Consider the following 12,260-nt stretch of genomic DNA (forward strand, 5'->3'; position numbering starts at 1 on the left):
CGACCGGCCACGCCGACATGCGTGGGACTACCTACACCGGGTGGGGACTACTCGTCGAGACCGTGCTCGATGGCGTAGCGGGTCAGCTCGACGCGGTTGCCCAACTGCAGCTTCCGCAGCGTCGACTGGACGTGGTTCTCGACGGTGCGGTGACTCAGTCCGAGGCGGGTCGCGATCTGGCGGGCGGTGAGCCCCTTGGCCACCAGGCGCAACACCTCGGTCTCCCGCTCGGTGATCGGCGGGGTCGACCGCTCGGTGCCGCCCTCGGCGATGCGTCGGAACTCCCCGAGCACCAGACCGGCCAGTCCCGGCGTGAACACCGCCTGACCGGCGGCGGTGGCGGTGACCGCGTCGACCAGTTCGGACCGCGACGCACTCTTCACGAGATAGCCACTCGCACCGGCTTTCACGGCGTCGAGGACGTCGGCGCGCTCGGCCGAGGCCGAGAGCACCAGGACCCGCGTGTCCGGCGATGCCTCCACGACGCCGGCCGTCGCCTCCGCACCGGTCCCGTCGGGGAGCTGCATGTCCATCAGCACCACGTCCGGACGGACGGCCGCGGCCCGCGCCACGGCCGCGCGCACGCCGTCGGCGGTGGCGACGACGTCGAAACCCTCGTCGGTGAGGTCCCGGGCGACCCCGTCCCGCCAGATCGGGTGGTCGTCGACGACCATCACCGTCGTCATCGGCGTGCCCCGCCGTCCCAGGGGACGGTCAGCTCCCAGTCGGTGCCCTCGCCCGGCGCGGACTCGAGACGGGCTGTGCCGCCGAGCGATTCGATCCGACCGACGATCGCCTGGCCGATCCCGAGACGCCCCTCGGCCGTAGCTTCGCGCAGCCGCCCCGGCGCGATGCCGACACCGTCGTCGCGCACGCTGACCACCACCTTCCCGCCCAGATCCTCGAGGAGGACGAACACGCGCGGTGCGATCCCGTCGGGTCCCGCGCCGTGCCGCCTCGCGTTGTCGAGGGCATTGTCCACCGCGGCGAGCACCTCCGTGACCCGGTCGGCGTCGCCGATCACCGGTTCGGCGGGGGCGCTCACCGTGACCCGGTCGTCGGCGCGGGCCCGCAGGGCATCCGCGAGGTCGAGGTGGGCGGCGGCGGGTCGCGCGGTGCCCTGTCCGAGCAGCTCGCGCAGCACCCGCTCCTGGTCGGCGGCGAGATCTGCCAGATCACCGGTCGCGCCGCCGATCTCGCGTCCGCGGCGGGCGATCAACGCGAGCACCTGCAGGACGCCGTCGTGGACCTGTCGGGACAAACGGTCGCGTTCGGCGGTGGCCGCCGCGAGACGCGTCGCCTCCTCGAGACGCGCCGACGCCCGCCGCAGCGCACTCGCCCCGAGTCCGATCACCACGCCGAGCGCCAGCAGGATGACGACGGCCGCGTTCCGGGCGAGGTCGACGACGACGAACCCCTTGGCGACGGTGCTGCAGGTGATCACCGCGATCGCCGCCGCCCCACCCCTGACGGCCCCGAGCTGGATACCCACCGAGATCACCGCGTTCGCCGCCCACAGCGTGGTCGGGATCGACTGGTGGTCGGCGCGCCAGTCGTCGGATGCCAGGGCCACGGTCGACAGCATCAGCAGACACACGACGACGAGGTCGGCGACCACCCAGCCGACGGTGCGCCCCGGTCCGCGCGTGAGTGCCCACCCGCAGACGACGGACCACAGCACCACGATCCCGCCGACCACGACGCCGCCCGCGGGGTGGTCGAGATCGTCGTGGACCGCGACGACGAAGCCGACCGCGTACAGCACCGTCAGCGCGCGGAAGACCTGTGCCGCCCGCCACAACTCGGCGACCGCCGCGTCGTCGCGAGCGGTGGCGGCGGCGCCGGCTGCGGTCACGACGTCCGGGCACCCCCGTCGCCGGGGCCGTCGGTGTCAGGGCTTTCGTCGTCGGGGTCGGCCGCGTCATCGTCGGGCCGGCCGTCGATACCGGGGTGGTCGGCGCTGTCCCAGATGGGCTTGTCGGGCGAGACGGTCGAGTGGTCGGCGTCGGGATCCGGCCGGGAGCCGAGGATCGACCGGACCGCGGTGTTGAGAAAGGCGATCACCGGGACCGCGACGAGTCCACCGATGATGCCGGCGGTCACGATGCCCGCGGCGATGCCGACCACGACGGCCACCGGGTGCACCCGCACGCTGCGACCGAGCAGGAACGGCTGGAGCACGTGACTCTCGATCTGCATCACGGCGACCACGACGGCCAGGGCGATGACCGCCGCGATCCACCCCTGCGTGACGAGGGTGACCACCACCGCGAGCGCGCCGGTGACCAGTGCACCGACGATCGGGATGAACGCGCCGATGAACACCAGTGAGGCCAACGGCAGCGCGAGCGGCACCTGCAGGATCGCCAGACCGACACCGATGCCGATCGCGTCGACCGCCGCGACGGCGACGGTCGCGCGCACGTAGCCGACGAGTGTGCCGAACCCCGCACGGCCCGCGACACGGACCCGGTCGCGCGTCGAGCTCGGGACGAGCTTGGTGACGAACATCCAGATCTGTCCGCCCCCGTAGAGGAAGAAGATCATCAGGAACAGCAGGAGCAGCGCACCCGTCGCGAACTCGGTGACCGTGGCCGCGGTGGCGATCGCGCCGGTGGTGATCTTGCTCTGGTTGCGCTGCAGCATGGCGACGAAGTCGTCGCCGACGTGGTCGAGTTGCGCCTGGTCCAGCCCGAACGGCCCGTCGAGGAGCCAGCTCTTCACCGAGTCGATCGTCGACGTCGCCTGGTTCGTCAGATCGGGAAGGCCGTCGATGAACTGCTGCACGACGAACGACAGGATCCCGGCGATGACACCGATGGCGACGATCATCGTCAGCGCGACGGCGACGCCGCGGTGCAACCCGCGGCGATCGAGCCAGTCGACGACCGGGACCAGGAACGCGGTGCCGAGGATCGCCAACGCGATCGGCACGGCGACGGCCTCGTACTTGTGGCCCAGCCAGAACAGCGCGTAGACGGCGACCCCGATGGCCAGCAGCCGCCACGACCACTCGGCCGCGGCCCGGACCAGCGGGTGCACGGCGAACCGATCAGCGCGACCCGACGAGTCGGGCATACGGTCGCTCACCCGCCAACCCTAGCCCGCAGAGGCGCAGCCCCTCGCCCCCGCGGGACCCCTCAGTTCGCCGAGGCGGTCGTCGGTGTGTCGGCCGAGGTGGGCGGCGGGGTCACCGCGGTCGTCGCTGTCGTCGGTGTGGTCGTGGTCGTCGATGTGGTGGTTGAAGGCGCCGACGTGCTCGTGCTGGTCGTGGTCGACGTGGTCGTGGTCGTGGTGGCGCCCCGGGTTCCCGACGGCGGTGTGGTGGTGCTCGTCGTCGTGCGCTGGGGGCTCGCCGCCTGCACGGACTGCCGCGCCTGGTCGATCGACGACACGTAGCGGTCGACGACACCCTGCGGCGTCTGCCCCGGGCCCAGGCGCGCGGGCACCGGCGTCCCCGGTCCGGCCGACCGGTCGTAGGCCTTCTCGATCTGGGCCCGCAGTCCCGGCTCCATCGCGTCGAGGACCGGCTTCGGCACACCGAGCAGCTTCAACGGCATCAACAGCGGGATGTACTCGCCGCGCACGGTGACGTAGCGGGTGTTGCCGACGGTCACGTCCTGCACGATCGAGGACGTGTCGTCGAGGTCCACCGTCTTGTAGCTGCCGTGGATCAGGAAGCCGAAGGCCGCGTTGAGCATGGCCAGGCCGTTCGACGGGTCGCGGGGGAAGTCCGAGACGCCGTCGTACTCCCAGCTGACGTCGAGGACCTTGTAGTCGGTTGTCGGCGCCGCGCCGTCGAACGTCATGCCGAAGGGCACGGCGTACAGGCCCGGGAACCGCGCGAAGACACCGCCGTTGGGCCGGTTGGGGTTGCCGAAGACGACCGCCGTGGTGTCGGTGGGCGACGGTGCGTAGCCGCCCGCGTCACGGATCTGCTGCCACTTCCGCAGCGACGTCATGACGACGCCCGCACTGGCCGAGTACCCGACGACCAGGATCGGCCCCTTCGGAGCCCGCGGCCCGAGCGTGGCGAGTTCGAGAGCGGACACACCCGCCTGCTGCGACTGGTCGTAGGTGAGTCCGGTCCACCCCGCGGTGAACGGCGTCTGCGCCGGCCACTGCACCGTCCGGTACGTCCGCCCGGCGTAGGGCGTGCCCGGTGCACCCGAGAAGTAGCCCGAGAGCTCCTTCTCCATGTCCTGGCCCTGCGGGTTGCTGTTGCCCCCGAGCACGAGGATGGTGCCGCTGGTCGACGGCGGCGTCTCGGCGAGCGCCGACCCCGCCCCCACCCCGAACGTCAGCGCTGCCGCCATCGTCAGGGCTGTCGCGCCCACGACGGAACGTCGGAACATCACGAGTGCCTCCCCCTCGGGCCGCCCCCACAGCCAGGCCCGACGCGGAAAGGATAACGGGCGCGTCGGACAGGCGGGGCGATGTCGGCCGATGGGGTGACTAGGGTGAGGCCTCATGACGGCCCAGTTCGGCGACGCCGCCGACGACGGCGTACCCGCCGCACCGACGCGTCGTCGGTTCTGGTGGGTCCGCTGGGTGGCCCTCGCCGTCGTCGTCGTGGTGTTGACCGTCGAGGTCGTCCTGGTGTGGCCGAAGCTCACCGAGGCCTGGCGGAGCATGGGCTCGCTCGACTGGTGGTGGGTGCTGGCGTGCATCGTGGCGTCCGGGTTCTCGATGGACAGCTTCGCCCAGGTCCAGCGCGCGCTCCTCCGGTCGGCCGGCGTGCGCGTGAAGCAGATGAAGTCGTTGGCCGTCGTCCTCGCCGCGAACTCCGTCAGCCAGACGATGCCCGGCGGCAACGTGCTCGCACCCGCCTTCACCTACCGGCAGACCCGCAAGTGGGGTGCCACGCCGGTGATCGCCTCGTGGCAGGTGGTCATGTCGGGCCTGCTCATGGGCGTCGGCCTGGCCGTCCTCGGCATCGGCGGTGCGCTGCTCGCCGGGGCGAAGACCAGCCCGTTCTCGGTCATCTTCTCGATCGGCGGCTTCCTCGCGTTCGTCATCGTGGCGCAGTACGTCGCCTCGCACCCGGACATGATGAAGACGATCGGCACCCGGTCGCTGCACGCGCTGAACAGCCTGCGCGACAAGGACCACGAGCACGGCGTCGCCCGATGGCACGAGATCGTCGACCAGCTCCGCGCCGTGCAGCTGACGGGCAAGGACACCTCGATCGCGTTCGGGTGGTCGCTGTTCAACTGGGTCGCCGACGTCGCCTGCCTCGCCTTCGCCTGCTACGCCGTCGGCGGGGAGCCCGGTATCGCGGGCCTGGCCGTCGCCTACGCCGCCGGCAAGGCGGTCGGCACCGCCTTCCCGCTGCTGCCGGGTGGCCTCGGCGTCGTCGACGCCGTCCTCGTGCCCGCGCTCACCTCGGCCGGGATGGGTGCGGGTGAGGCCGTCACCGCGGTGCTCGTCTACCGCCTCATCAGCTACCTGCTCGTCGCCCTCGTCGGCTGGGTCGTCATCGCGGTCATGTTCCGACAGGCCCTGTCCGACACCGACGACGAGCTCGAGGCCGACGTGCATCCCGGGACCGCGCACACGGGGGACGCCCCACCCGCCGGCGTCGCCGACGACCCCGATCCGCCCGACCCGCGACCGGGTCCGACATGACGCGGGGACGGGTGGTCGCGCTCGCCGCCCTCGCCGACGTCGTGGCCGTCCTCGTGTTCGTCGTCATCGGGCGCATCAACCACGACGACGGGCTCGCGATCACCGGCATCCTGTCGACCCTGTGGCCGTTCCTCGCCGGCACGGCGGTCGGGTGGTCGGTCGGATACGTCGTCGCCCACGTGCACACCGACCAGATCGGCGCGCCCCACTTCCGCCCCGAACGCGTCGTCCCCGACGGCGTGATCACCTGGATCTGCACCGTGGCGATCGGCATGGTGCTCCGAGACCAGTTCGGCCAGGGCATCGCGGTGAGCTTCATCGTCGTCGCGACGATCGTCCTGGGCCTGTTCCTGCTCGGCTGGCGTGGATTGCGCCGTCCCGCAACACGTCTCGTCTCCGCCCGCCCGGGGCGCTGACGACGGCGCGAAATTCGGTGGCGGGTCCGTCCGCGACGGCCTAGCGTCGCCGGACGTGGTTCCCCGTTCGGTGACGACGACGTCCCTCCACTTCCGTCTCCCCGACGGCACGGTCGTGTTCGACGACGTCTCCGTCACCCTCGCCGGACACCATGTCGGCGTCGTCGGGGCGAACGGCGCCGGCAAGACGACCTTCGTCCGCCTGCTCACCGGCGAGCTCGCACCGACCTCCGGCGCGATCGACCGCCCCGCGTCCATCGCCCTGGTGCCGCAGGACATCACGGTGCGGTCGGCGGTGGCGATCGACGAGCTGATCGGGATCGCCGATGTCCGTGCCGCGTTGCACCGCATCGAGCACGGGACGGCCGACGACGCCGATCACGCCGCGCTCGAGGGCAACTGGGACGTCGAGGAGCGGGCGGTCGCCCTGTTCGGCCAGCTGGGCCTCGCACGACTCGTCGCGACCCCGACCGACCTGTCCCGCGTCGTCGACACCCTGTCCGGTGGTGAGGCGACGCTCGTCGCGGTCATCGGCGCCGTCCTCGCCTCACCGGAACTGCTCGTGCTCGACGAGCCGACGAACAACCTCGACCCGCGGGCCCGACGCCTGCTGCTCGACGCGATCGAGCGGTTCGACGGCCAGGTGGTCACGGTCAGCCACGACCGTGACCTGCTGGACCACGTCGACGCGGTCGCGGAGGTGCGGGACGGCGACATCCGCGTGGTCGCCGGCGACTACGCCCACTTCGAGGCCGTGCTCGCCGCCGAACAGGAGCGTGCCCGCGAGGTGCTGGCCGCCGCGCGCAACGACGAGGCCCGGCAGAGGCGGGAGCTGACGGAGTCGCAGACCGTGGTCGCGCACCGTCAGCGGTACGGCCGGAAGATGTACGCGCAGAAGCGGGAACCGAAGATCGTCATGCAGCAGCGCAAGCGCGCGGCGCAGGAGTCCGCAGCGAAACTGACGGGTGGGCACCGCCGCCGTCTCGACGAGGCGCGGGAGCAGGCGTCCGCCGCGGCCGACGCCGTGCGCGACGACCGCACCGTCCGCGTCGACCTGCCCGACACCGCGGTCCACCCGGGACAGGTGGTCCTCCCGCCGACCCGGTTCACGGTGCCCGCGGGAACCGTCGAGGTGGGAATCGTCGGACCGGAGCGGATCGCGCTGCGCGGGCGCAACGGCGCCGGGAAGACCACGCTCATCGACCAGCTCGTCGCCGCCGGGCCGCAGGTCCCCGTGGGCGTGCTCCCCCAGGTCCTCGACGGCCTCGACCCCGACGCGAGCCCCTACGACCTCGTCGCCGCGGTGAGTCCCGACCGCACCGCCGAGGACAGGCGGGCCGGGCTCGCGCGACTGCTGTTCCGCGGCCGCGACGCCGACCGACCCGTGCGCGAACTGTCGGGTGGTGAGCGGGTCCGCGCCGCGATGGCCGTCGCGCTGCTGTCGTCTCCCGCGCCACGTCTGCTCGTCCTCGACGAGCCCACCAACAACGTGGACATCACCACCCGCGAGCATCTCGCCCAGGCGCTCGCCGACTTCCGCGGGGCACTGCTCGTCGTCAGTCACGACGAGCGGTTCGTCGACGCGCTCGGGATCACCCGCGAGATCGACCTCGACCGTCTCTGATCAGCGCTGGCGCAGGCCGCAGGCCGGCACAGCGCGCCCCGCCTGGTGGGCAGTAGGAACCGCCTGTTGGGCAGAAGGAACCGTCTGTTGGGCAGTTGGAACCGGTACGCCCACGGCGGTTCCGCTCCTGCTGCCCAACCAGTTGCTCCGGCTGCCCACCGAACGGTTCCGGCTGCCCACCGAACGGTTCCGGCTGCCCACCGAATGGGAGCGACCCGCGCGGTGAGACGCCTCGAGCGCCTGCGAGCAGGTGGGTCAGCGCTGACGCAGGTACTTCTGGACGACCTGGAGTGCGGCCGAGCCCGACTTCTCCCCGGCACAGTGCACGACGATCACCTGTCCGCGCGTGATGCCGACGAACCAGCCGGGTCCCTGCGGGCCGTTCGTCCCGACGAGGGCGCGCAGGTCCGGCGCACCCGTGAGGTCACTCGCGTCACCGGTGGTCGCGGTGGTACGCATGGCCGCGGCGATCCGCGCGCCGAGCGCCTGGTCGACCGGGCCGAGATCGCCACCACGGACGGTGGTCGTGGTCCCGCGCACGAACGTCGGTGCGACACCGGCCATCCGGGCGATCGCCACGCCGAGCGCGCCCATCGACAACGCCGACACCTGGGGTGCGGAGTCGAGGCCGGCGGCGGAGATGGCGGCACGGTTCGTGGTGGCCGCGGTGACACCGGGGACGGTGTAGTCGACGCCGAGACCCAGCGTGTGGAGGGCCTTCTCGCCCGCGCCGCGGTCGTCGCCCGTGGTGGCCGAGATCGCCCCGAGCACCGGGTCGAGCGTGGATCCCGGCGTGACGAGGTTGTCGAGGTCGGCACCGGCCGCGTCGGCGGCGTCGTTGTTGGCCGCGGCGACGATCGCGCCCGACGCGGCGTCCAGCACGAGCATGGTCGCCGGCTGGGCGACGTCCACGACCGAGGCGTTCACGGTGAGCTGCACCGGCTGCGAGATCGTGGTGGAGAAGCTGGGGGCGGGCGGACCCTGCTGCCCGGCGAGTCGTGTGATCCCGCCGTCGGCCCCGACGCGCTGGACCGCCCAGCCCGACGTGGCGTCGCGCAGCGCCTGCCAGTACGCCGCCGTCGACTCGGCCAGGGGCGACGAGATCCGTCGGTCGGTGGTCAACAAAGCCATGGTCCGGTTGACCGACACACCCGGCACCGACGCGGGGTTCCCGTCGAGCACCTGCATGTCCGAGTCGCGGAGCGCGACGACCGTCGTCGGCTTGCCACCCGAGGCAGCAACCCGCTGCGTGATGACGGGCGCGGTGATGAGCGGCGCGATGGGCGCGATGACTGCGGCGAGGCGCCGGATGCTCGAGGCACGATCACCGGTCGCGGTCGGGTCGAAGACGACATCGGTGAGACCCTGCGGCGTCATCCAGGGCTTGCGGGCGGTGTCGAGGACGGCGGGCGCCGGGGTCGCGTCGGTGCGGACCAGTCGCAACGAACCGCCGTTCTGCAGGCCGGGCGCGAGGACGGTCGGGTCCCACTGGATGCGCCAGCCGGACGAGAGCTTGCGCGCGGTGCCCGTCGTCGAGGTGGAGTACGAGCGGCCGTCGCCGAGGTCCCAGGTGTAGTCGAGGCCGTAGTCGGCGGTCCCGTCGGAGTACTCGACGGGCTTGGTGACCCGCACGGACACCGACTCCGCGTGCATGCCCGACAGGGTCGCGGCGATGGTCGGTGCTGCCTGTCCCGGTGCCGACGTGAGCGCAGCCGCCCGCGCGGCGTCCTGGGCGTCGAGCGCGGCGCCGAAGTCGGCCAGCATGCGCTGCGACCCGGAGACGGTCGGATCCGAGAACACACCGCACGACGCGAGCACCAGCGCACCGCTGACCACCGTGGCCGCGGCCACGCGCGAACGCAGGGAGGAGAAGACCATCACGACACCGAACCCGTCACCCGGAAGAGTCCACTCGCATCAGGTCACGGATGACACCGTTGGCGTTTTCGGTTCGCTCACGATCACATCACGATCGGATCACCGAGGGCCACCACTCAGATCGACGCCCGCACAGCGCCTTTCCGCGGCACACTACCCCGTCGTCGGCGTGGGCGTGCGGCGATCCGTGCGCCCGTCGCGAGGCGATGCCAGGATGGGCGGGGTGAGTGCACCCACCGACACCGACCGTCCCTCCGGCATCGACCTCCAGTGGGTCGACTCGGGGGTCCGCGCCCAGGACGACCTCTACGCGCACGTCAACGGCGTGTGGATCGCCGAGCACGAGATCCCCGCCGACCGGCCCATCGACGGCTCGTTCCTCACGCTGCGCGACCGCGCCGAGGAGGACGTCCGTGACATCGTCGTCGAGTGCGCCGGCGCGGACGCCGCGCCCGGTTCCGACACGCAGCGCATCGGGGACCTCTACACCTCCTTCATGGACACCGACCGGATCGAGTCGCTCGGTCTCGACCCGATCCGTGCCGATCTCGACCGCGTCGCCGGCATCACCTCGACCGAGGAGCTCGCCGAGGTGATCGGCGAGCTGCAGCGTCGCGGGTCGGGCGGGGCGATCGGCTTCTACGTCGACACCGACTCGAAGAAGTCCGATCGCTACCTGGTGCACCTCGGACAGTCGGGGATCGGCCTGCCCGACGAGTCGTATTACCGGGAGGACAAGCACGCCGAGACCCGCAGCGGATACGTCGCGCACATCGAGCGCATGTTCACCCTCGTCGGGTTCGACGACGCGGCCACCCGCGCGGCGACCGTGCTCGACCTCGAGACCGCCCTCGCCTCGCACCACTGGGACGTCGTCAAGCGCCGCGACGCCGACCTCACCTACAACCTCCTCACCCACGAAGAGCTGGCCTCGTCCGCCGGGGCCTTCGACGTCGCCGCGTGGCTGCGCGGTCTGGGTGTCATCGACGACGCGGTGTTCGCCGAGGTGGTGGTGCGCCAGCCGTCGTTCGTGGAGGGTCTCGGCGCACTCGTCGCCGACCGCCCGCTGACCGACTGGATCGCCTGGCTGCAGTGGCGCCTGGTCCACTCCGCGGCGCCCTACCTGACGTCGGCGATCGTCGACGAGAACTTCGCCTTCTACGGCCGCACGCTGTCCGGGACGCCGGAGATCCGCGAGCGGTGGAAGCGTGGCGTCGGCCTCGTGGAGGCGGCGGTCGGCTTCGCCGTCGGGAAGCTCTACGTCGAGCGGCATTTCCCGCCCGCCGCCAAGGCCCGCATGGACGAGCTGATCGCGAACCTCGTCGAGGCCTACCGCCGCAACATCAGCGACCTCGACTGGATGAGTCCGGCCACCCGCGAGAAGGCGCTGGCCAAGCTCGACAAGTTCACCCCCAAGATCGGGTACCCGGCGCGCTGGCGCGACTACTCCGGACTCGAGATCCGGCCCGACGACCTCGTCGGGAACGTCGCCCGGGCGTCGGCGTTCGAGCAGGACCGCGAGTTCGCCAAGATCGGCGGCCCGGTCGACCGCGACGAGTGGTTCATGACCCCGCAGACCGTCAACGCCTACTACAACCCCGGGATGAACGAGATCGTCTTCCCGGCTGCGATCCTGCAGCCGCCGTTCTTCGACCCCGAGGCCGACGACGCCGCCAACTACGGTGGCATCGGCGCGGTGATCGGGCACGAGATCGGTCACGGCTTCGACGACCAGGGCGCCAAGTACGACGGCGACGGCAACCTCGTCGACTGGTGGACCGACGACGACCGCACCGAGTTCGGCAAGCGCACCCGCTCGCTGATCGACCAGTACGACACCTTCACCCCGACCGGCCTGGACCCGTCGCACACGGTCAACGGCGAGTTCACCATCGGCGAGAACATCGGCGACCTCGGTGGTCTGTCGATCTCGCTCGCCGCGTACCGGATCGCCACCGAGGGCACCGAACCGCCCGTGGTCGACGGGCTGACCGGTCTGCAGCGCGTGTTCTTCGGCTGGGCACAGGTGTGGCGGACCAAGACCCGGGAGGCCGAGGCGATCCGACGGCTCTCCATCGACCCGCACTCGCCGCCGGAGTTCCGCTGCAACGGCGTCGTCCGCAACATCGACGCCTTCTACGAGGCGTTCGACGTGTCCGAGGGCGACGAGTTGTACCTCGAGCCGGGACAGCGCGTCCGGATCTGGTGACCGCCCCGCTACGGTGAGTCCGACCTCCCGCCCACACCGGGCGGGAGCGGGAAGCGAGGTGGACCGCCATGGCCGCAACAACGATCCTCGGGGCGTCGCTCGCCGTGGTCGGACCACTGCACTACGTGGCGCCCGAGAAGTTCGAGGCGTTCACCGCGACCGCGTTCCCCGACGACACCCGCACGTGGGTACTGCGACACGGCGCGATCGAGACGGCGCTCGGTGTCGGGCTCCTCGTCCCGGCCACCCGCACGCTCGCCCGCGTCGGACTGCTGGCCTACGGCGCCCACCTGGGACTCCACGCGTTCCGCACGCTCACGGCCTGAGTCGGCCGACCCCGGGCGACCGGGTGACGTCCAGGTTTGCCGGTCTCCCACCGCGCGTGCGGTATCGGGTGATTACAATCCTGCCACCGACATCTAGACCACAGGTGTCCGCTGGTGGGCCCGAGCGGCCCAGACGTCGAGCGGTGAAGGAAGCTGCTGCGATGAACGACCTGACACGT

The 12,260-nt window shown here is 71.6% G+C and carries 10 protein-coding genes; 5 read left to right on the plus strand and 5 right to left on the minus strand.

The window, feature by feature from the left end; all coding sequences use genetic code 11:
- Positions 1-47: 47 nt before the first annotated feature.
- From LX12_RS04200 to LX12_RS04215, 4 genes are all read right to left on the minus strand, one after another.
- Positions 48-686, minus strand: a complete 639-nt coding sequence (locus tag LX12_RS04200) for a response regulator (protein ID WP_253653287.1) — start codon at positions 684-686, stop codon at positions 48-50.
- On the minus strand, positions 683-1,855 hold the full coding sequence (gene macS, locus LX12_RS04205) for a MacS family sensor histidine kinase (RefSeq protein ID WP_253653288.1): 1,173 nt from the start codon (positions 1,853-1,855) through the stop codon (positions 683-685). Before macS ends, LX12_RS04200 begins: the two co-directional genes overlap by 4 nt.
- The gene (locus LX12_RS04210) at positions 1,852-3,078 is read right to left on the minus strand and encodes an AI-2E family transporter (protein ID WP_253653852.1); all 1,227 of its coding nucleotides are present in this window, start codon (positions 3,076-3,078) and stop codon (positions 1,852-1,854) included. Before LX12_RS04210 ends, macS begins: the two co-directional genes overlap by 4 nt.
- Before the next feature lie 62 nt (positions 3,079-3,140).
- Complete coding sequence (locus LX12_RS04215) at positions 3,141-4,355, minus strand: PE-PPE domain-containing protein (RefSeq protein ID WP_253653289.1); 1,215 nt, start codon at positions 4,353-4,355, stop codon at positions 3,141-3,143.
- 115 nt (positions 4,356-4,470) lie between these two features.
- Between LX12_RS04215 and LX12_RS04220 the strand changes: the two genes are divergently transcribed.
- Genes LX12_RS04220 through LX12_RS22165 form a run of 3 tightly spaced genes read left to right on the plus strand, consistent with a single transcriptional unit; the run spans position 4,471 to position 7,668 of the window.
- Positions 4,471-5,628 (plus strand): lysylphosphatidylglycerol synthase transmembrane domain-containing protein, encoded by a 1,158-nt coding sequence (locus tag LX12_RS04220; protein ID WP_253653290.1) that lies wholly within the window; start codon positions 4,471-4,473, stop codon positions 5,626-5,628.
- Positions 5,625-6,044 (plus strand): DUF3054 domain-containing protein, encoded by a 420-nt coding sequence (locus LX12_RS04225; RefSeq protein WP_253653291.1) that lies wholly within the window; start codon positions 5,625-5,627, stop codon positions 6,042-6,044. Before LX12_RS04220 ends, LX12_RS04225 begins: the two co-directional genes overlap by 4 nt.
- Before the next feature lie 55 nt (positions 6,045-6,099).
- On the plus strand, positions 6,100-7,668 hold the full coding sequence (locus tag LX12_RS22165) for an ABC-F family ATP-binding cassette domain-containing protein (protein ID WP_253653292.1): 1,569 nt from the start codon (positions 6,100-6,102) through the stop codon (positions 7,666-7,668).
- A gap of 255 nt (positions 7,669-7,923) precedes the next feature.
- Here the strand turns inward: LX12_RS22165 and LX12_RS04235 are convergent, their stop codons facing one another.
- On the minus strand, positions 7,924-9,546 hold the full coding sequence (locus LX12_RS04235; protein ID WP_253653293.1) for an NTF2-like N-terminal transpeptidase domain-containing protein: 1,623 nt from the start codon (positions 9,544-9,546) through the stop codon (positions 7,924-7,926).
- Between the two features lie 214 nt (positions 9,547-9,760).
- Here LX12_RS04235 and LX12_RS04240 point away from each other — a divergent pair, with 214 nt between their 5' ends.
- Positions 9,761-11,755, plus strand: coding sequence for a M13 family metallopeptidase (locus tag LX12_RS04240; protein ID WP_253653294.1), 1,995 nt, complete (start codon positions 9,761-9,763; stop codon positions 11,753-11,755).
- A 68-nt stretch (positions 11,756-11,823) separates the two neighbouring features.
- Positions 11,824-12,081 (plus strand): DoxX-related protein, encoded by a 258-nt coding sequence (locus LX12_RS04245; protein WP_253653295.1) that lies wholly within the window; start codon positions 11,824-11,826, stop codon positions 12,079-12,081.
- Positions 12,082-12,260: the final 179 nt, after the last annotated feature.

The organism is Williamsia serinedens (genome assembly GCF_024171725.1).
GTDB classification, from domain to species: Bacteria; Actinomycetota; Actinomycetes; order Mycobacteriales; family Mycobacteriaceae; genus Williamsia_A; species Williamsia_A serinedens.

Bases quoted from the DNA above. Each gene is read 5' to 3' on its own strand.
- LX12_RS04200 (WP_253653287.1), bottom strand. From the start codon at position 686: ATGACGACGGTGATGGTCGTCGACGACCACCCGATCTGGCGGGACGGG.
- LX12_RS04210 (WP_253653852.1), bottom strand. From the start codon at position 3,078: ATGCCCGACTCGTCGGGTCGCGCTGATCGGTTCGCCGTGCACCCGCTG.
- LX12_RS04215 (WP_253653289.1), bottom strand. From the start codon at position 4,355: ATGTTCCGACGTTCCGTCGTGGGCGCGACAGCCCTGACGATGGCGGCA.
- LX12_RS04220 (WP_253653290.1), top strand. From the start codon at position 4,471: ATGACGGCCCAGTTCGGCGACGCCGCCGACGACGGCGTACCCGCCGCA.
- LX12_RS04225 (WP_253653291.1), top strand. From the start codon at position 5,625: ATGACGCGGGGACGGGTGGTCGCGCTCGCCGCCCTCGCCGACGTCGTG.
- LX12_RS04235 (WP_253653293.1), bottom strand. From the start codon at position 9,546: ATGGTCTTCTCCTCCCTGCGTTCGCGCGTGGCCGCGGCCACGGTGGTC.
- LX12_RS04240 (WP_253653294.1), top strand. From the start codon at position 9,761: ATGGGCGGGGTGAGTGCACCCACCGACACCGACCGTCCCTCCGGCATC.
- LX12_RS04245 (WP_253653295.1), top strand. From the start codon at position 11,824: ATGGCCGCAACAACGATCCTCGGGGCGTCGCTCGCCGTGGTCGGACCA.